The sequence below is a fragment of the Pseudomonas sp. 1L-B-1-E-C1 genome (genome assembly GCF_057291835.1).
The window spans coordinates 479,966-498,895 of record NZ_JBXAWN010000001.1 but is presented as its reverse complement, the minus strand read 5'-3'; the positions used below and the strand labels follow the sequence as shown (position 1 = coordinate 498,895).

Annotated in this window: 23 protein-coding genes and 2 tRNA genes; 8 read left to right on the top strand and 17 right to left on the bottom strand. The window is 57.1% G+C overall.

Features of this window, described 5'->3' with window-relative positions:
• Nucleotides 1-24: 24 nt before the first annotated feature.
• The 12 genes from AC0Z4S_RS02095 to AC0Z4S_RS02040 form a co-directional block, all read right to left on the bottom strand.
• Nucleotides 25-369, bottom strand: a complete 345-nt coding sequence (locus tag AC0Z4S_RS02095) for a head decoration protein (protein WP_485621851.1) — start codon at nt 367-369, stop codon at nt 25-27.
• Nucleotides 366-1,508, bottom strand: coding sequence for a head maturation protease, ClpP-related (locus tag AC0Z4S_RS02090; RefSeq protein ID WP_485621850.1), 1,143 nt, complete (start codon nt 1,506-1,508; stop codon nt 366-368). Before AC0Z4S_RS02090 ends, AC0Z4S_RS02095 begins: the two co-directional genes overlap by 4 nt.
• A complete protein-coding gene (locus tag AC0Z4S_RS02085; protein WP_485621849.1) occupies nt 1,505-2,989 on the bottom strand; it encodes a phage portal protein in 1,485 nt (494 codons plus the stop codon). Before AC0Z4S_RS02085 ends, AC0Z4S_RS02090 begins: the two co-directional genes overlap by 4 nt.
• Nucleotides 2,989-3,195 carry a phage head-tail joining protein gene (locus AC0Z4S_RS02080; protein ID WP_401167538.1) on the bottom strand — a complete coding sequence of 69 codons (207 nt, stop codon included), beginning with the start codon at nt 3,193-3,195 and terminating at the stop codon, nt 2,989-2,991. Before AC0Z4S_RS02080 ends, AC0Z4S_RS02085 begins: the two co-directional genes overlap by 1 nt.
• 1 nt (nt 3,196) lies before the next feature.
• Nucleotides 3,197-5,224, bottom strand: a complete 2,028-nt coding sequence (locus tag AC0Z4S_RS02075) for a phage terminase large subunit family protein (RefSeq protein WP_485621848.1) — start codon at nt 5,222-5,224, stop codon at nt 3,197-3,199.
• A 4-nt stretch (nt 5,225-5,228) separates the two neighbouring features.
• Complete coding sequence (locus AC0Z4S_RS02070; RefSeq protein WP_485621847.1) at nt 5,229-5,831, bottom strand: terminase small subunit; 603 nt, start codon at nt 5,829-5,831, stop codon at nt 5,229-5,231.
• 168 nt (nt 5,832-5,999) lie between these two features.
• A complete protein-coding gene (locus AC0Z4S_RS02065; protein WP_103520669.1) occupies nt 6,000-6,344 on the bottom strand; it encodes a phage holin family protein in 345 nt (114 codons plus the stop codon).
• A 527-nt stretch (nt 6,345-6,871) separates the two neighbouring features.
• Nucleotides 6,872-7,231 (bottom strand): PA0613 family protein, encoded by a 360-nt coding sequence (locus tag AC0Z4S_RS02060; protein ID WP_119739013.1) that lies wholly within the window; start codon nt 7,229-7,231, stop codon nt 6,872-6,874.
• A complete protein-coding gene (locus AC0Z4S_RS02055; RefSeq protein ID WP_485621846.1) occupies nt 7,224-9,440 on the bottom strand; it encodes a VapE domain-containing protein in 2,217 nt (738 codons plus the stop codon). Before AC0Z4S_RS02055 ends, AC0Z4S_RS02060 begins: the two co-directional genes overlap by 8 nt.
• Nucleotides 9,430-9,657, bottom strand: coding sequence for a TraR/DksA family transcriptional regulator (locus AC0Z4S_RS02050; protein WP_485621845.1), 228 nt, complete (start codon nt 9,655-9,657; stop codon nt 9,430-9,432). Before AC0Z4S_RS02050 ends, AC0Z4S_RS02055 begins: the two co-directional genes overlap by 11 nt.
• On the bottom strand, nt 9,650-10,168 hold the full coding sequence (locus AC0Z4S_RS02045) for a phage regulatory CII family protein (RefSeq protein WP_083366735.1): 519 nt from the start codon (nt 10,166-10,168) through the stop codon (nt 9,650-9,652). Before AC0Z4S_RS02045 ends, AC0Z4S_RS02050 begins: the two co-directional genes overlap by 8 nt.
• Before the next feature lie 331 nt (nt 10,169-10,499).
• On the bottom strand, nt 10,500-10,733 hold the full coding sequence (locus tag AC0Z4S_RS02040; protein WP_471877558.1) for a hypothetical protein: 234 nt from the start codon (nt 10,731-10,733) through the stop codon (nt 10,500-10,502).
• A gap of 99 nt (nt 10,734-10,832) precedes the next feature.
• On the opposite strand from AC0Z4S_RS02040, the gene AC0Z4S_RS02035 reads away from it, so the two are divergent.
• Entirely contained in the window at nt 10,833-11,480 is a 648-nt protein-coding gene (locus tag AC0Z4S_RS02035; RefSeq protein ID WP_471877557.1) for a LexA family protein, read from the top strand.
• A gap of 19 nt (nt 11,481-11,499) precedes the next feature.
• Here AC0Z4S_RS02035 and AC0Z4S_RS02030 read toward each other — a convergent pair whose 3' ends face one another.
• The gene (locus AC0Z4S_RS02030) at nt 11,500-12,588 is read right to left on the bottom strand and encodes a reverse transcriptase family protein (RefSeq protein ID WP_485621844.1); all 1,089 of its coding nucleotides are present in this window, start codon (nt 12,586-12,588) and stop codon (nt 11,500-11,502) included.
• 43 nt (nt 12,589-12,631) lie between these two features.
• Nucleotides 12,632-12,892 (bottom strand): hypothetical protein, encoded by a 261-nt coding sequence (locus tag AC0Z4S_RS02025; protein WP_471877555.1) that lies wholly within the window; start codon nt 12,890-12,892, stop codon nt 12,632-12,634.
• A gap of 829 nt (nt 12,893-13,721) precedes the next feature.
• Here AC0Z4S_RS02025 and AC0Z4S_RS02020 point away from each other — a divergent pair.
• The 7 genes from AC0Z4S_RS02020 (at nt 13,722) to AC0Z4S_RS01990 (ending at nt 17,619) form a co-directional block, all read left to right on the top strand.
• On the top strand, nt 13,722-14,312 hold the full coding sequence (locus AC0Z4S_RS02020) for a hypothetical protein (RefSeq protein ID WP_485621843.1): 591 nt from the start codon (nt 13,722-13,724) through the stop codon (nt 14,310-14,312).
• Nucleotides 14,313-14,322: 10 nt separating this feature from the next.
• Nucleotides 14,323-14,607, top strand: a complete 285-nt coding sequence (locus AC0Z4S_RS02015) for a phage antirepressor KilAC domain-containing protein (protein ID WP_485621842.1) — start codon at nt 14,323-14,325, stop codon at nt 14,605-14,607.
• A gap of 158 nt (nt 14,608-14,765) precedes the next feature.
• A complete protein-coding gene (locus AC0Z4S_RS02010) occupies nt 14,766-15,083 on the top strand; it encodes a pyocin activator PrtN family protein (RefSeq protein WP_485621841.1) in 318 nt (105 codons plus the stop codon).
• A 58-nt stretch (nt 15,084-15,141) separates the two neighbouring features.
• Nucleotides 15,142-15,621 carry a hypothetical protein gene (locus AC0Z4S_RS02005; RefSeq protein WP_485621840.1) on the top strand — a complete coding sequence of 160 codons (480 nt, stop codon included), beginning with the start codon at nt 15,142-15,144 and terminating at the stop codon, nt 15,619-15,621.
• Nucleotides 15,618-16,298 (top strand): hypothetical protein, encoded by a 681-nt coding sequence (locus AC0Z4S_RS02000; RefSeq protein WP_485621839.1) that lies wholly within the window; start codon nt 15,618-15,620, stop codon nt 16,296-16,298. Before AC0Z4S_RS02005 ends, AC0Z4S_RS02000 begins: the two co-directional genes overlap by 4 nt.
• Nucleotides 16,295-16,549 carry a DUF4224 domain-containing protein gene (locus AC0Z4S_RS01995; protein WP_485621838.1) on the top strand — a complete coding sequence of 85 codons (255 nt, stop codon included), beginning with the start codon at nt 16,295-16,297 and terminating at the stop codon, nt 16,547-16,549. Before AC0Z4S_RS02000 ends, AC0Z4S_RS01995 begins: the two co-directional genes overlap by 4 nt.
• A gap of 2 nt (nt 16,550-16,551) precedes the next feature.
• On the top strand, nt 16,552-17,619 hold the full coding sequence (locus AC0Z4S_RS01990; protein ID WP_485621837.1) for a tyrosine-type recombinase/integrase: 1,068 nt from the start codon (nt 16,552-16,554) through the stop codon (nt 17,617-17,619).
• A 38-nt stretch (nt 17,620-17,657) separates the two neighbouring features.
• Here AC0Z4S_RS01990 and AC0Z4S_RS01985 read toward each other — a convergent pair whose 3' ends face one another.
• From AC0Z4S_RS01985 to AC0Z4S_RS01975, 3 genes are all read right to left on the bottom strand, one after another.
• A complete protein-coding gene (locus tag AC0Z4S_RS01985; protein ID WP_485621836.1) occupies nt 17,658-18,413 on the bottom strand; it encodes a hypothetical protein in 756 nt (251 codons plus the stop codon).
• Between the two features lie 280 nt (nt 18,414-18,693).
• Nucleotides 18,694-18,767 (bottom strand) — tRNA-Cys (locus tag AC0Z4S_RS01980).
• Between the two features lie 46 nt (nt 18,768-18,813).
• Nucleotides 18,814-18,889 (bottom strand) — tRNA-Gly (locus tag AC0Z4S_RS01975).
• Between the last annotated feature and the right edge of the window lie 41 nt (nt 18,890-18,930).

Below are 18,930 nucleotides of genomic sequence, written 5' to 3'. Positions count from 1 at the left end.
GGAGGCATATAAAAAAGGATCGACTTAGCGGACGATCACGAAATGAGTGGCGAGTGCTTTCTCGGCGGCCAGATCCAGGCCGGTGAGGTGTGCTTCGCTTACTTCGGCCAACCGCACCACGGCGCGACCGCGACGAACGACATCCGACTCACCAAGCGGGCCGTAGAGAATGGCGATGGCGTTTTCCGTGCCGTCTTCGGCGGTAGGGTTGTACGGGGCGAACTCACTAGTCGCGGTCACCCGGCCGAGGATCTGACCAGGCGCCAGTGCGTGACCGGCAGCGACGTTGATTGCTTCTCGCGAGATGGTCCCGGCGCCCTCGGAAAGCAGGAACTCACCTGCATGCATCGGTTCGCGTTTGATAGTCATGGTCTTACTCCTTTAAATGCTTGAGATTGAGCGGCCTGACGTGCCGCCCAAATCGACGGCGGATCGGGTTGTTTGGCTTGAATTTTGGGAGCCGGGTCTTCGTTCTGCGGCAGACTGTTGTCGATCTCGAAGCCCCCGCCTTTTCCGACGACCTTGTCGAAAAGCCGCGCACGCACGGCACCGGTGTCCAGTCCGGCCTGTACAAACTCCACCGCAAACTCTGGCAGCCGGGCGGCAACGCACAGATCGCGGATCGACTTGGCCTGGGTGATCGCAGCCTGCACAGTCGCTTCGTCAACCAGCTTGGTCGCTGCAATCAGCGGTTCGATCAAGTTACTGATACCGGCCTGGGTGCATGACTGGGTGATCAGCAGAGCCAGCGCCGCCGCATCCGCACCAGGCGCCGATGGCTCAGGTTGGTCGACCACCGGCTCGGTCGGTTTCGTGGGCTCGTTGAGCAGATCCAGCAGCGCCTGGGGCGTGCGCTGGTATTTCTGCATGACCGTGCCCTGCCCCAGACACGCCTTGATTTGCACACCGTCGCCGACTTCATCGGCCAATCCGAGGGCCACCGCTTCGCGAGCCGTCAGCCAGGTTTCTGCATTGACCAGGCGCCGTAACTCAACCTCGTCGATATCCGGCGCCTTGGCCTTGTAGGCTGTGATGATGAGCTCCAGCGCCTGATCCAGGGCGGTCGCTACCTTGCGCATATCCTCGGCATCACCTGAGGCGTAGGTCCACGGGTTGTGGATCATCAGTGCGGCGTTTTCCGCAACTACCACCCGATGAGCGCCACAGACTGCAACGCTCGCGGCACTTGCAGCCAAGGCATCGACGCGGCCGGTGCAGCGCTCCCCCAGACGCGACAGGGCGTTATGAATGGCCAGACCGTCGAACAGGTCGCCGCCGATGCTGTTGAACGCCACTACAATCGGTGAAGTACCGTCATCCAGCGCGGCTAGGTCACGCACGAACTGATTGGCCGTAATACCCCAGGTGCCGATCTCACCGTAGACGTACACCTCGATAGTGCGCTGCTCGGCTTCACCGCTGGCCCGGAGGCTGTACCAGTGTTTGTCTTGCACGGGCAGTTGCCCGTCCAGTTTGTTGAAGATTCGTAGAGGGAACGGCGGTTTCATGGTTTCTCCTGATCGTCGTGTTCACTATCAATCTCGACGAGCGTTCGGTAATTGAGGCCCAAGTCGCGGGCACGTTGAGCGTCGGCGGCGTTTTCCGCGTCGACCGTTTCGGAGTCGTAACCGGTTCGCAGACACATCTCACTGCGCGAACCGAACCCGGCATTGACCTCAAGCATCCGCGCCTGCACGTCCTGCACCGGTTGGATGTAAGCCCAGCCTTGCGGCACCCAACGCGTGCGCAGAAATTCGCGACGACGCTTGGCGTAGTCCGGCAGTTCGATCACACCGGCCAATACAGCCATGTCTAGCCAGGCCGCGCGTACCGGTCGGCAGAGCTGGTGGATGTACACGTTGAATTGCAGCTGTTCGAGGCGGCGCCGGAACTCGTTGAGTACGACGCGCAGCGCACGGTCGTTGATGCCTTTCATGTCGCCGGTGAGGATCTCGTAAGGCGTATCGGTACCGGCCGCTGCGGCCATCAATTGCTGACGCATGAAGTCCGGGTAGTTGTTGCCAGCGTCTGGTGGTTTGGAGAACTCGACCTCCTCACCGGCGCCCAGCTCCTGCATGGTGCCGGGTTCGAGTGCAACCATAGGTGTGAAGCCGTCGCGGTCAGCGGTGATCAATTGACCGGTGACGGGGTCGCGTGGCACCTGCCCCATGTCCGGCGACGGGCGCTTGATGAAGCCGGCGAACAGGTTGGAAACCTCCTGCCGGAACAGCACCGCATCGTCGTAGTTATCGAGGCTGCGCAGGCGTTTGAGAACCGGCGACATACGCGGCACGCCGCGCAACTGCCCCGGTTCCAGCGGTTCGAAGATGTGCAGTACCTGGCTGGCCGGCACGCGCACCAGTTGGTTGTAGCCGCTGTTGATCGACGACGCATCACGCGGGTGCGAGCGGTACATCCAGTAGGCCACGCGCTTGCCGGCCGGGTTGAACTCGATTCCGGCACGGATGATGTTGCCGGTCTTGGTCATTTCGAACTTGTCGTGCGGCACGAACTCTGGTGCCAGGGTCTGCAGCTGCAGAGGCACCACCAGACCATCGTCCAGACTGCGCGGACGCAAGCGCACAAAACATTCACCTGCCGTTTCCACGGTGCGAGCCACTAGCGCCTGCTGGCCGTAAAAGTCGCAGAGACCGTCGGCATCCGACTCGTCGGCCCAGTCGTCCCACAATTCCTGCAGCAGGTTGCGCAGCTCTTCGTCTTTTAACTTTGGGCGTGGCGTGATGCCGGTGCCGATCAGGTTGCTGACGCGTTTGTTGATGGCGTTGGCCGCATACGGGTCATTGCGCACCGCCGCCCGTGAGCGGGCACGCAGGTTGCGTAACGCCGGGGTGTTGATGCTGTTGATACCATCGTCGGTGGCGTCCCAGCTAGCAGATCGGCGACCCTCCCCGGCGCCTTCGTAGCTGGCCTTGATGTTCGATGGCAGCAAGAATCCGCTACGTGAAAGCGCCGGGAATTGTCGAGCCATCAGATACCCTTGCCTCCATGACTGAGCCGCACAACCCGCGAGCGTGGGCCGGCAGCGCTGGAGAGCGAACTGCGGATTTCTTCACGCGCGCGGAGCAGCTCATCAACGTCACGGTATTCCACCGTTCGGTCGCTGTAGCGCACGGTCTTTTCGCCACGCGCAATGGCGCGCTCGATGGCGTCGAGGTGTTTCGAGGTAAAGGACATATCAGCGTCTCTTCAGGTAACCGCTGGTGGAACTGCGGCGTTGAGGTGGTGCAGCAGGGGGGCGCGATGGAGCGACTGGTACAGCAGGAGGTGGTGCGGCTTGAGCCTGTCGCACAGCCGCAGGCGCAGTTTTTTCGCCTTCATCGAGGCGCTCCCCCTGAACCGGCTTGATGCTCAGGGCATCGTCGAACAGACCGGACTGGGCCAGTGCCTGACGCACCCGATCCCAATCGTGCTCCTGATAGCGGTTGATGCCGAGGTAATGCGCCATCGCGAGGCAGTACACCATCAGGTCGAGCGCTTCGTTGCGCTCAGCCTTGCCCTTCACCCATTCGATGCGCTTGTGTCCGCGTACGTAGCGGACGACTTTGCGTTCGGCGACGCACTGGGCGAAAAACTCGTCCGGCAGGTCGTTGGCAAAGTGCAGCGATCCCGGACCGTCCGGGAATGGATAGCGGTTGTAGATCCAGTCTTTGGCGGTGTCGGTACCGACGAACCACAACTCGGCACCGTTGCGTTCGGTCTGGCCCTTCCATGTCACGTCGACCATGGACGGGCGCTGTGCAATCACCGGTCGGCCCGGTTTGCTCGCACCCTTGATCGCGAAGATGTTGCGCCAGCGACGAACGCGGCAGAACTGGTAGACCTCATCGGTGTGGTGACCACCGGAGTCGACGCCCACGGCGAGAATCGCCAGACCCACACCACAAGGATGCCGGTAACGAGCTTTGAGTTTCTCGTCCAGCACCGCCCAGGTGCGTTCGTCTGCTGGGTCACCCCAGATGATCTGATGGTCAACAACCCACCGCTCCATGCCGACGCCGAAGCCCATCACCATCAACTCCAAACGGTTGGCTTGGACGTCGACGGCGCCGGTCAGCATCAGCACACCGGACGGCATCGCACCGAGAGTGTAATTTTCCAGTCGCGCCCGAGCGATCAGCACTTCCGCCTTGGTCTGTTCGAGTGCGCTGTCCCAGACCTTGGCCAGACGAGTGTTGTAGAAAACCTGCATCAAGCTCGTGTCACCTTGAGCCTGAGCTTTCTTGGCGTCTTCAAACTCCTCGGCAAGGCCGGCCCAATCCATCCAGCCGGTCGGCGAATACAGGGCGTTGAGATGAAAGCCAACGGTTTTGCCGTCGCCACCCGCGTGGGCGCGCCACTCGCCTCGAGCGAGCATGTCGCTCTTGTGGTGTTCCTCAATCAGAACGTCGCATTCAGGTGCTGCGCACTCGTAATGCACCGTGCTGAGGTCCTTGCTGTAGTGCAGCCGCTCCCATTCCAACACCTGCATATGACCGCAGGTAGGACATGGCACGTAGTAATAACGCTGGTCGCTGGACTCGAACAGGTCGGCGATCCGCGAGGCGCCTTTGATCGTCGGCGAGCTGGAGAAGTAGATCTTGGCGTTGCGACCGAAGTTGGTCGCCCGCGTCTCTGCCAGCTTGATGGGGTCACCCTCCTGGCCGACGTCATTCTCCCAGCGGTCGACTTCGTCGCCGTAGATATAACGCGCCGACAGCTCCGAAAGGTTGGCCGCAGAACCGGCGGTGGTGACGTACAGCGAGCCACCCTCGAATTCCTTGGTGTCCATCGTGTTGCGTGCGTCCCGCGAGCGGGTGGCCGCGACCCGCTCGCGCAGAACGGGAGTGGCCTTGATGGTCTTGCTGATCCGCCCGGATACACGCTTGGACAGGCCAAGGCTGGGGAGCAGCGCCAGGATGTTTGACGGCGCCATGTGGATCAGGCCACCCATCCAGTTCAGGGCGATCTGGGTTTTCATCAACTGCGAGGCCACCATGGTGACCACGCGTCTGCAAGGGTGAGCCGGCGACAGGCAGCGCATTGGCTCGCGGGCATAAGGTGTCCGTGAGGTGCGGTACTGGCCGGGCTCAGGGGCACCGGTGTCACGCGGAATTCGCATGTACTCATCGGCCCATTCGTCGATCCAGAGATCGGGGTCTGGGCGCAGTCCACGGAAATAGGCCTCACGGTACACCTCTGCACCGTCAGGAAATTCCGTGTGCATAGGTTTAGTCCGATGTCATGGCGTACTCAAGATCTGCTGAAGAGAGCCGCTCGGCTTCCTCCAGCGTTTGACGGAAGGTGGCGGTCAGGTGTTTTTCAATCAGCCACGGATCGGTCATGGCCGCAAGGTCGTGGGAGAGTTGCGGCAGCGGACCGAACAGTTGGTCGCGCAGCAATCGGCCGGCGTTGTAGGCGCCGGTTTCGACCGCTTCTTTGGAGACCAGTGAGCCTTGGGCTTTGCCCAGTTCGATCTCCGCCAGCTTGGCCATGTTGTGCTCACGCAGGGCACGGGCCTTCTGGAAATCGGGGAGCTTGCCGTCGCCGGTAAGCACCTGCGGCGGCGCAGCCGCGGGAGTCGGCTCGGTCTGAGTCGACAGTTGGCTGTAAACGTCACGCTGAATCCGATCCTGTTGGTGTCGCTCGGCAACAGCGGCCTTGCTCGGGTCAGCGGTGTCGCGAATCAGCGCTTCGGTGGCTTGCACATCAACCTGTTTACCATTCGGCGAAAGTACCAACCGGTTGTTGTCTTTAAGCCAGGTGATGTAACTCGGCGACCTGCCGAGCCGGGCCGCGAAGGCGCTCTTCGACAGGTAGGTTGGTTCTGTCATGAGCCCTCCTTTTTCAACGTATTTCAATGAATCCTTTCAAGATTTCAATGATTGAAATTTCAGTAAGCTGGGGAACCTGCGGCTAACAGTTTCCCGCGGGTTTCCGACCCCGTGTCCTTCAGATACCCCTAGGGTCCCCGGCGGTTTTCAGCGCACCAGATCGGTGCATCACCCCTGTTCACCCCCGGTTGGCGGGACTTCGCAAACGCCCAGCCGCTTGGCAGCCCATCGTTCGTACAACCCGATGGCTACGTCCGCACCGGCCATCGCCGTGAGGCACCCCAAGGCGCCCGCCGTCCAGATCGTCATGCCGGCTGCGATCATCAGCATCATCGCCGATACCCCGCAGACAATGCAGGCACCGGATCGAAGCGCGAGGCGGCGCAACAACGCCCAGCCCCGCGCGCCATCTTTGTCGGCCCGCCACATCTCCCCCGAAACGCCGCCGACCAGGGCCAGGACGATCACTAACCAGATCGGCATCTCTGCCAGCGCTTGTTGCTCGTTTGTCATCGCCAACCCCTAAACGCAAAAACCCGGCGCAATGGCCGGGTTTGGTGGTGTGGTGCCTGCCGCTCTCTGCGGTCGCACCTATCGAAGATGACTACTTTTTACAGGTCGATTCCGGTGGCAGCAACCCTGTTTTAATGCCACCCGGTGAATAAGTGGGTAACGCAGGGTGAACGCCTAGCGAATGTCGGCGAATACACCACCCCGGCATTCTGTTGCTTCGGTGGTGTCCCATACGTCCCACTTTTCGGAATCGAAGTAGGACACCTGAGAGCGCCTAAATTCGGGGCTTCGCCCCACTGTCCTACTTATCCTTCTCCTTTCTCGTGTAAAGGAAGAAATTTAAAGAACACGCGTTCGCGCGTAAGCGCGTACTGCTTGCCCGCTACGCTCACACGGGCAGGAGGCACGACTAGGCGGGACGGTGGGACAACCCAACAACGACAAGGCCCTCACCTGTCCCACTGCATCAAAACGCAGCGAGACAAGACGGGCCAGTGGGACAACCACAACCGGAACGATGCCTGGGGTCACGCAGCCAGCCCCATCATCACGCCGAAAATCTGCAGATGCGCCTCATGCAAACGCTGGTAGTACGTGTCGCGGCCACAACCGCAGTGGGCATACCGCAAGCGCATATCCACATCGAGCGTGCAGTAATGCTCCCGCACCACCGTCACCAGCTCTGGCGCGAGGTGCTTTGTCACGATCAGCTCAATGTCCAACGAACTCTCCAGCGGCGCCCGGAAAGCACGCCGCCCCCTGATCAGTTGCCCGTTGCTCTCCATCATCATCGCAACCATGTTCCCCCCAGCAAGCCCCCCTTTCGAATGTTCTGAATGCAGCTCCTGCGCCCACAACCGAAGCAGCGAATCGATCTCCTTAATCAAAGCAAGGCTCCTCGAACTGAACCCGCTGCAACGCCGAAGCACCGCCCCACCCTGCCGGTTTCTTGTATGCCCAAGGCCGTTGCCCGCTCTTCGCCAGCGCTGGCAACCGCACACGTCGCCAGCCCAACCGATGCATAATCGCCCCGACGCGCATCTGCTCCGGCTTACCCCAATGCCCGAGGTCCAACTTCAGCGCACTCAGCAGCACATCACTGCCGGTGGCGGTCTCGCCGATCTGCGACTCTTCCAGCCAGGTCAGAATCGGCCCTTCCCACTCATCCACTACGAAGCGCTCGTCCTGCTCCTCGCCGAACATCGCCGCCTCATCCAGCGTCACCCACCAAAGGTCGCCCGCGTCGTAGCAGAACACCGCCTCAGCCCACAGCTGATCGCGCATCGAGCGCAACAATTCCAGATCCACCTTGGTACAAGCCACCGGCCAGTAACGCCGGTTACCGGTGGCGTCCTTCAGGTACTCGTCTTGGTTGGTCGTGCCCACGAAAACACACTGGCGTGGCACGTCCATCGTTCTGCGGCCGTAGCTCTCGCGGTATGTGTCAGTGGACGCCGAAAAGAACTGCTTGGCCTTCGTGCTCTCAGCCTTGTTGAAGCTGTCGAGCTCGCCCAGCTCAACGATCCACTTGCCCCGGATCGCCTGAAAGCCGTCCTTGTCGCCCAGCGCAAAAGGCGTGTCCATGAACCACTCGCCGCCGAGGATGCTCATCGCGGTGGACTTACCAGCGCCCTGCGCACCTTCGAGAATCATCACCGAGTCTGCCTTGCAACCCGGCTTCATCACCCGAGCAACGGCCGACAACATCCAGCGCTTGCCGACCTTCGACGAGTAATCGGTGGCCTTAACGCCCATGACATCCGTTAGCCAACTTTCGAGGCGCGGCACCCGATCCCACTCCAGCTTGCGCAGGTATTGCCGCACCGGATGAAACGCATGGTCATGCGCAACAACACTCACCGCCTCGATCACATGCGAAGCCTTGACCCGCAAGTTGTACTGCTGCGCGAGCCACTTCATCACCCGCACATCATCAATGTCCGCCCAATCGCCCGTGCCGCCGCCATAAGGCGCTGCACGCAGCTTGACGATTTTCGAACTGAACGCGCTGTAACTGATGACCCCGGCCCAACGCTCATCGTTGGCCAGGATCAACTCGACATTCTGCATGTGCGCAATCAGCGAACCGCTTTCGCTACGGGCCAGAAGATCTTTCCAACCACCAGCAGCAGGCGGCTTCACCACCGCCAATACCTGACGGCGTACCGCTTCCAAACCTTCCGCCACATGCAAGTCGTTGAAGTCGGTCCACTTGGCTTCTCGCTCACTGGAAAAGATCGGCGCAACCACCTGGCCACCGACAATTAGCGCCGCGTTGTTTGCTTTCTCTTCACCAGGGTTCCACGCATCGCCATTCGGCTTGGTTGTCTTCCAGTCATCGTCTCGGCAGATGATCAGCGGGCAACCGGCGAAGCGCTCGCGCATGGCCTTGCAAACCACCAGCAAATTGCCCGCATCAAACGCAACGGCCACGGTCAATGACGTGGCCATATGCAGGCTTGCGCCGGTAGCGTAACCCTCACACACCAGCACCGGCTCGCCCGGATCCGGGTGCGGCCCGATCAGATGGAAAGCACCCTCTTTGGACATGCCGTAAGGCCAATAGGATTTGTCCCGCCCGGTGTCCTCTTGCTTGGTCGGGAACACCACCTGCAGGCCGACAATTTCGTCCCGCACATTGCTCATGGGCACAAGAAAGGCACCGGTGCGCGGCGCATACCGAACGCCGAAGCCGACAATCTGCTTTCGGTCCAAATAGTCGCTACGGCCCTTCTCCGGCATGCGCTTGAACATACCGGCCGCTCGCTTGGCCGCGCGACGTGCCGCGTTGGCCGATATCTCAGCCGCCCGGCGCTTGGCCTCTTCCTGTCGAGCGCGCATAACCTCACGCTCTTCAGGCGACATCCGACCAGCCTTGACCTTGATCTTCTGAGACTCGCCCGAACGCCAGTCACCGAACGCACCGAAGATCAGCGTTTCGCCTTTCTCGGTGCGTTGCTCGTGAACGACATACCAACCGTTCTTTTCCTTGCCCTTGTCTTGCGTCGTCTTGCAGCGGGTCAGCTTGCCGAACACCAATGGCTGCGCAGGCTCAAGACCGTAATCCGCGAATTGCCCCAACACTTCATCGATCATGGATGGCCTCCATGATCTCCTCGACCTCCTGACAGCTCACGCATTGCGTGCAGCCAGGAACAGCTAAACGCCGTCCCTCGGGGATTGGGCTGTCGCAGTTTTCACAGAATAGAAACGAATGCGCCGCCAATGCAGGTTTAGCTGCGTTGCGTGCAGCGAGCGCCTGATCGATACGCTCTTGCACCAGGTCATTTGCGAAGTCAGCAATGTCAGCCACGATCAACACCCCGCGTCGTCTGGTTGACATACGTGGCGCGGTTGAACAACCCCAACAGCCCCTGAATCCCACGAAACACCTGCAGGCGAATCGCGGCCAGTTCCTCATCGGAAACAACCCCGTCGCCAATGCTCTTGGCCCAGGTATCCGCCAGATCCGCCACCTGCCGGAAGTACTCGGCAATCCCGGTGGTCAACGTCTCGGGCATGTCATTGGTGTACGCCTCGGCCAGCTCCTGCCAAGTCGTGTCACCGACCAGCGCATGCACCGCATCAAGAATGCGGCGATCCTTGGTCAGTTCCAGAATCTCCCCGAACTCTTGAATGTTCACCGTGTGACTTGGGTGTGTTGGGGACAGCTTATGCTGCAGCGTGGTCGCATTCCGGCCGGTGGTGGCGGCGATGGCTGCGGCGCCGCCGGGGTAGTCCCTTGCGGCATGGTAAAGCGCGAGATCGAGCGGCAAAACTTCCCGCTGCGCCCGCTCAACAGAACTCAGAGCGATACGGCTCATGGCATTAATCCTTGTAAGTTGCCAGTGCCGCGCGACATGCAGTGGTGATACATTTGCCGCGTGGCTTGAAAGGGCCCAAACGCCGGCTAGATCTTCGGGATCGACACCGGCACCGTGCCGGGGCGAGCAATCCGTTGCTCACCTCTGGCGCAACAGCTGCCAAATCTGTGGTGGAAGAGGCAGCAACACCAAGGCTTCCGAGCCTTGGAAAAACGCGATAAAGAGAGGTGGTTGCATGTGGTGTGCCCGCCTATCTTTATCGCGACCCGACAGCGCTGTGGTGGTGCGTGCCGGGAGGAACTGGGCGACCTTTGGGTCGCCTTTTTTCTGACTAGGCTGCTTCTTTTGCTGGGTTTGTTTCAGTGATACCGAAATGCTCCAGAACATCTGCTAGCGAGACACAGCCCTCGCTTTCACGGGTCAGGGACTTGATCAAGGAAACACTAGGATCTTTGCTCGCGTATTTGACGTGAAGACGCAGGTAACTAACAGCGATCCGACAGCGTACGGCGTAGGCCGTGAGTGCCTCTGAATCCAAACGGTTGATGTAGTCGCGCAGTTTCATATGGTGTACCTCCTTGAAGCCAATTTAACCATATAGGTTATTTTTTTCAATACCATTTTGGACATTCACCCTGAAGGTTAATCAAGTCAATATCGCCACATGAAAATTTCTGATACCCGATTGCAAAATTTCCGAAGAGTCTTGGCCGAGAAAAAGCTTCGCCTGACTGACATCGCGGACCTTCTAGGCAAAGCGCCCGCTCAGGTGAGTGCTTTCGGAGGCAAGAACCCGTCCAAAGGTATTGGCGATCAGATTGCCCGGGAAATTGAGAAAGCCTTAGATCTCCATAGTGGCTATCTCGACATGCCCTACGGGCTTGGTGAATTCAATAACGCTACAGTGATGAGCCATACAGATCGAAAATTGCCGGTGATAGGATCGATTGCGGCAGGGGCATGGTGCGAACCAAATGGGGTCTTCGACCCAAGAGACGCTGAGGAGTGGATTGATGCGCCAGGACCAGTTGGCCCACGGGCGTTCATCCTTCGCGTTGAGGGGATGAGCATGGAACCTAAGTTCCAGGAAGGAGACTTGATTGTTATCGATCCAGCACTTGAAGCGCTTCCTGGTCATTTCGTGGCAGCAAAAAGAACCAGAGATCAAGCAGCAACATTAAAGCAGCTCAGACAGGAAGGGGATGAGCAATATTTGTTCGCTATCAATCCAGACTGGCCGGAGAGAATCATTAAAATGAATGAGGAGTGGAGTATTTGCGGCCGAGCCCGATGGAAAATATCAAACTTATAGTCCACTTAGTAAGCACCGGTTAGCTTGGCGCGTCCACCTTACTCTCATCAAATTGAAATCCCCCTACTTCATTCTGCGTGTATTTCTCCAACAAAGGTTTATTAAGCTGGCGCATGGCGACATTTAGCCGATTCTTCAAAGATAGTCCGTCGGGTTGACCGCATGCCAAAAGTCTACCTACTCGCCCCATTGCTCGACTATAGAGCTCGCGCAGTTCAATCAAATCGCCTCCCGCCTCTGCAAATATTTCAAACTGTCGCACCGCAGAGCGTATTTGCTTTCTTTCCTTTTTTGTAACGCCAGGACGGGGGCCCGCAACACTTAGGCCTGTAATCACTACAGCCTCAGGGTCGTGAGACTTTGTGATCGCCTGACCTTTTTTCAAAATGTGCATTTTTTGCCGCTTCTGAAGAAAGCCTTTCGCGGCTAGCATTCCTGTAACTCTTCGCACAATCTCAGTTTTTTGATCGGGCAGAATTATGCTCTTCGAAGATATGGTTATGTCATCCGCAAAGCGACTGTAAGACATTCCCTGCTCTTTTACCCACAACACCAACCTTGGCTCTACATCCCAGAAAACCAAATTTGCAATATAACTACTTGTACTTGCCCCTTGCGGTACAACCCCACCCTTTGTGACGAGCCGAGCCAGCATGACAGCAACATCATCGCCAAAACCCATCATACCTTTAAATATCGAAAGTACCTTATCGACGGTAATTGATGGAAAAAAATTCTTTATATCCTGCAAAACAATATTGCGAGCTCCCGAATGAGATTTTACATTCGAGTAAATGCTACGCGGGGAATTAGAGTCTTTAATCCCACCATGAAGGTAGTCGGGGAAAGAAACTTTAGCTAGTAGCCTATCCACAATTTTTCGTTGAACAGTTTTCAAAGGTTCGTGAGCGTCAAAGGTCTCCCTTTCAGATCCATCTTTCTTAATTTGAGGTACCCGCCGATACATCTTGTGAGAATCCTCCGCAAGTTTATTCAACAAGGGAACAGTTTCTCCAAGTAATAGAGCAAGAGACTTAATATTATAAATCGATTTGTAAGGGTAGCGCGGAGAGTCCATTTCCACCTCGGAAAAAAATAAGGCCAGCAAATTTGCTGGCCTTATCGGAAATTCGATGATGCGATTTGCTGCGTCATAGGTTCAACAACTCCACAAGGGCCTCAATCATTTTCGAGGCATGCTCCTGGACGAAAGGCCAATTCTGAATCCCCCAACGTACAGCTTCCTTTGTCGCGGTTTTGACCACAGTGGTCAAAATTTTGCTTCGGGTTTCTGCAACGTCTGGTGTAGCAGTTTTCGGGTCCTTTCCGGTCTTATCATTGACGCGGACACCTTCATTGTTGTGCACGTGTTTTGCCGCTTTAGAGCGACAAGTTTTCTTTAAATATTTCATCGATACAGCTCCTCAAGGCGGAATTGCCCCGCCGCGAAGCTTCTAGGCCGAAAGGAACTTGAAGGTGTCCATACAAATCGCAGTTCTGGCTTATCAAAAACTTTTGATAAGCCCGTCCGCCGCCATTCGCCCATTGCTCATCTGACTAACCGTTCGCGTATTCGGCCAACGGCGGCTAAGCGCTGTGTGGCTAACGCTAAGCAGCTTCACGTTAACGCTGAGCAGCTCTACGTCACCGTAAAGTGTCACTTCGCTAGCGCAAAATGCCTCACTCGTTACCGAGGAGCCTTTGTCAAAGTAAGTCGGCAGCACGCGATAAGGCAGCGCCTGTCGAAAAACCGGTTCGGACTGCTGCACCCTAAGGCACAAATCGTGAACTGATTTCATGGGTCGAGCATGCGGGTGGCGGAGAGAGTCTTGGTAAACACCCAAAACTGATTGGTTGCCCAATCACCAACTGCAAGCCTAGAGATTTATCGATATTTAAAGAGCACCTGGGTGGTACACCCAGCCAGGTATTTATAGCCGATAGCCATCACGAGCACAATCCCCAGCAATAAAAACCAACAACCACCAAAAAGGTTAATTTATTCTTGACCAAATAACCTTTAGGGTTAATATTTGCCGAACTCTTCCACCACAGAGCGAGGCCCACCATGCCCACCACAGCAACCCTTCACGTACATCCGGCCGCTGCCAGCGCCTTCCAAATCTTTGAGATCCGACGCCTAGCCCGCGAGTACGGCTGCGCGTTCGCCATCAGCAAACCGAAGCTGACAGCACGCACCTCTCCTGCCCCAGTCAATCCGAACGGCGGAGGGCACGCAGCATGATCAAGTACAAAATCGATAATCGCACCCTGCAGTTGCTCAATGCCCAGGTCAACCTGACCGAGACCTTCAACCACGTACTCCGGACCGCGCCCAAACGTGAGTGTCTGGCGTTTCGCCTCAAGGTTGAACGTGGCATCTCGGAAAGCACCTTCGTCGTGGAGCTGGGCAGCGAACGCCACACGCTGACCCTGCCGAACGAAAAGAAGATGCATCTCAAGCTGGCTGACTTCATCGAAGAGATCGCCAACGGCCCGTTCGATGCGAGCAACACCAGCGACCCGGTACACCGACCACACGCCAGCCGCGAATATGGCCGCTTTGAAGTCTCGGACAAGCAGCGAGTGTTTGAGCTGGTGCGCATCGGCGGCGTGCTGAACCTCGACATGGGTTTCGACTACCCGCTAATAGTCGCGCTGCACCGCACTCAATCTCGATCAGGTGTCACCACCATCCTGAGCATCGGTAACAAAAGCCCGCACACCCGGTGCTTCACCGTGTACGGCAGCGATGCAGAGATCTACGTCAAGGTCAGCGAGTCCATCAACCACCTTGCTGCAGCGGCAACTCCAGCTGCGCACGCGGCATGAGGGGCACACCATGGAACGCACCCTCGCCCAAGCCGCAACCCAACTCGGCATAACTCGTCCAAAGCTCATCGCACGCATGCGTGAAAAAGGTCTGCTCAACGAGCGGAACCTACCGACCTATCCCTCCCGTGATCGCGACTACCTGCGGATCAAGGACGGCCAGTGGTCCCACGACCAGCTCGGCATGCAGTACAGCCAGTCGACCCGGGTCAAACAACCCGGCATCCGCTGGCTAGCAGATCAACTGGGCATCGACCTGCCTGCCATCCCGGCAGACAACCGTGACGTGGCCTAGGGAATACGCCCGCCAGATCATCGCCATGCGGACACGAGAGGAGCGCAGCGCCGCGCTCCTCGAAGTGCCCGAACATCTGCGCGAGCTGACTAAACACCACTGCCTGAACGCCTGGAACCATCCGGTCAGAAAACAACGCAAGGAGGCCCGACAAAGCCATGAGTAACACAGCACAAAACCCGCTGCGCCTGCACCCGGCGCCGGAATCAGCCACCGTCGAATTGCTTTACCGAATCTTCGGCGACGTCCTGATCCCGCTCGACAAAGTGCGCGAGCAGTACTTCCGCAACCTCAACGAGCAATCGTTCGTGACCGAGATCAGCAGCGGTCGCATCCAGCTCCCCATCACCACGCTGGACACCAGCCGCAAGGCACCGAAGTACGCCCACATCCGACACGTCGCCTCTCTGATCGACATCCGTGCGTACAAGGCCGACGAAGACATGCAGCGACAGCAGGACGACACCAACGAGTAACAACCACAAACCGAGCGGCTGCCACCACCAGCCAATGACATCACCAGGAGCACACCACATGACTGCAGTTCAAATCTACGCGCTGATAGCGATCGTCCTCATGATCGCCGGCGTTTACTGGCTCGCCTACCGGCACGGCTTCAACAGCGGCCGCGCCAAGGGACATTCAGAGGGCTACAGCGAGGGCTACGACGTCGGCGGCTGTGTTGGGTATCGAGATGGAATTGATGAAGGGAAAGCCATCCAGCGATCAGAAACCTGGGAAGAGAACCGTAACTTGGAACTCACCCTCTGCCAGACCAATGACCAACGCGAAAAACTTTACGCCCATTACGAGCGCGCCCTCGCTGTGTCAAAACTGGGTGAAAAAGAACGACTGACCCTACTGGAAATCGCCGAGAAACTCCGGATCGCATCTGAAACGTTCAGCGCCTTTCGCACCGGCAAAAAGCTGGAACGCGACACCCGCACCCTTCGCGACCAGGCGCTCGCCATGGCTGCCCTGCTGGAATCGGCCGAACAGGAGAACGTCGCATGAGCGAGATCCGCCCTCAAACCAGCAACGACCGCAGCCCGGCTAACCCCCTATCAGCGGCTGAAGCACCAACGCGCACTCACACATCGGAGGAAAGCGGCATGCAAATGGACAAGCACGACACCCAATCCACGACCGCTTTGCTCCGCAAGGAAACCAGCGTCGACACACTAGAAACAAACAGTCTCTGCTGCGAAGCAGCAGGCATTATTGCACCTTCCAGCAGCACCATCGAGGCGCTTATACCCCACGAAAAGCTGCGCGAGGCAGCCACACCCAATGCAACGCTAATCGCTCAGAATCGCCCGTCCGCGCAGCCTGCTGTGGGGTATACGCCCCCCAACAGCAACTTTGAAAACCCATCACCAGAAGCCGTCGGCGAGATGCAGATCGATGAGCGCGCAGAGTTCGAGAAAGAGTTCCCAGTCCCCGAAGGCCTGCAGTACTGCGCCCACCGAGGCACGTACATCACCGCACCTGGTGCGAAGACATCCGACTCGTTCGCCCGTGAGCATTACGCGTACCGCGCCGGCTTCGCCGCATGGAAGCGCAGAGCCTGGAAGCATATCGGGCAGGCGCAGCATTTGAAGCAAGCAAACGCAGACCTGCGACAACTACTAAATGACGCAGCCCAACAGCATCCCCAGCCTTGTGGCTATTTCCCTCAGGAGGAAGCATGAACAGGGGAACCCAACTTCAAATGACGAGCGAGACACTGTCGGAAGACGAGCTTGCAACCATCACTGGATACAAGACTCCATCCTTCCAGCGTCAGTGGCTGACCCGGAACGCCTGGGAGTACGTGCTCACCGGTGCCCAACGCCCAGTTGTCGGCCGTGTTTACGCCCGGTTGAAGCTTGCCGGGGTAAAGCCATCAGCAACCAATGCTGTCGCTGAAACCTGGTCCCTCGACCTATCCCGTGTGAGCTAACAATGCGCCAGAAGAAACCAGCAAACCGAGATCTACCACCACGGATGATCCGCCGTACTCGAAAAAGGAAAAACGGCCAGATCTGGGTGGGCTACTACTACAACGGCAGAGATACCGAAGGCAATCGTGTCGAGATTCCCTTGGGAGGGGATCTCGACGAAGCAAAGATCGAATGGGCACGGCTCGACCGAAAAGCGATACCTAAACCGGCCCACTTAATGGCCCGGTTGTTCGACGACTATGAGTCAAAGGTAATACCGACACTTAAGCCGGGCACACAGAACGATTACCAAAAGGGCCTAAAGCAGCTCAGGAATGCATTCGAATCAGCCCCAATCGAGGCAATCTCGCCGCAAGTGATTGCTCAGTATCGTGACGCCCGCACGGCGAAGGTACGGGCGAACCGGGAGATCGCCCTACTCTCAACCATGTTCACATTCGCTCGCGAATGGGGCCTGACCGACAAGGCCAACCCTTGCTTTGGGTTGCGCCGGAATAAGGAAATCCCTCGGGACTATTACGCCGGCGATATAGTCTGGAATGCAGTTTACGGGCAAGCTCCCCAGGAACTCCGAGACGCGATGGACCTGGCCTATCTAACCGGCCAACGCCCGGCCGACGTGCTCAAGGCATCAGCCACCGATCTCAACAATGGTTTTCTCATGGTTGGCCAGGGCAAGACCGAGAAGCGACTCAGAATCCGTCTCTACGATGGCGACAAGGAGACCGACCTTTGTATTTTTATCAATGGTCTGCTTGATCGTCGCGCCCAGTCTGGTACCAGGACATCGATCTTGATCACGAACCAGGACGGTCTGCGCATGAGCTACAACATGTTGCGCAACCGCTGGGATGAAGCGCGGACAAAGGCCGCTAACAAAGCTGCAGCAGCAGGTGATGCAGCACTGGACATTGCAATCCGTAAATTCCAGTTCAGAGATATACGACCAAAAGCTGCAAGCGAAATTGAGGATATCGCCGACGCCAGTCGCTTGCTTGGCCATTCAACGGAGGAAATGACAAAGAAAGTCTACCGACGGGTGGGCGAAAAAGTGAAACCTACCAAGTAAACCTGAAACTCACATACTACATCAGTTTGATGTGATGATTATTGATTATTATCCTGATCCCGTAAAACCTTTAATGCGTCCACAACTTCCTGATCTCGATCTCTCATTACTGTATATAAAAGACCATCAGCATTAGCACGATTGATGCCTAAGACTTCGGCGAGTTTATAATAATCGGCCTTTTGAAGATTGGGATCTTTCGCCGCATCTGCAAGGCGGTACAACTTATTGGAGTAAGCAAAATTGCTAAAATTACTATCAGGCGTGGTTATAGGTACAGCTTTAGCTTCCAACTCCCTGACCCGTCCAGCAAGTACTCTAGTATTTGCCAGAATTTCGGCAAGAATACTATCGTCCGATCGCGGAGCAGCAGGAGCTTCTTGGGGCGTCGCTTCTAACGCAGCAGAAAAATCCGCCTCGAACTTAGGCCAATATGTATCAAACACCTGTCTGAGAATTCGCTCATCAAGTCGACCATTCTCAAGGCAATTATTCAAAGTACTTACCAGCCCCCAAACCGACGGTCGATCTGGCGTTGTATGGTTAAACTGTGCTAATGGATCTTCAATATCAGTTGATGTCAAATCCACCAGGAATGTGCAGACTCGGTTGGCACTCAGCCCTTTCGCAAGAGCGCCTGTTTCGAAGAGAATCCAAGGCTTGTTTTTATTTTCCTGCGTTAAACAAACAATACCTGCAGCCGTATCCCGAAGCTGGTCAGAGATTTCAGAAAACCAGATTGCGCCCTTATCAATGTGCTGCGTTGATATCCAAGGTTGCGATGCCTGAAGCACGCATCTGATCCACTCACTCAGCATCTCGGCTACGACCCTACTCCGTGCTCCCGACCAGCTTACAAAAATTTTCACTTTATGACCCCTTTTGACCTAGATCCGACAGCAATATGTCACAGCCGAATAGCATTGCGCCACTACTCCACCCTTGGAGAAAGCAATACCTCACGCAATGTTTAAAGCATGGTTGCGGAACACCTGGCAAAAATTGCGGAACACCCTACTTTTCGACAGACAATAAAAAACCCCGTAGATCATTGATCTGCGGGGTTATTTATAGTGGAGGCCGAGGTCGGAATCGAACCGGCGTAGGTGGATTTGCAATCCACTGCATAACCATTTTGCTACTCGGCCTCAAAGTATTCGCTGTCAGTAGCACAACAACAAACACTGTACAAATTGGAGCGGGAAACGAGACTCGAACTCGCGACCCCGACCTTGGCAAGGTCGTGCTCTACCAACTGAGCTATTCCCGCTTGGTGTGGCGCATTCTATAGAATTAAGAAGCCCGGTCAAC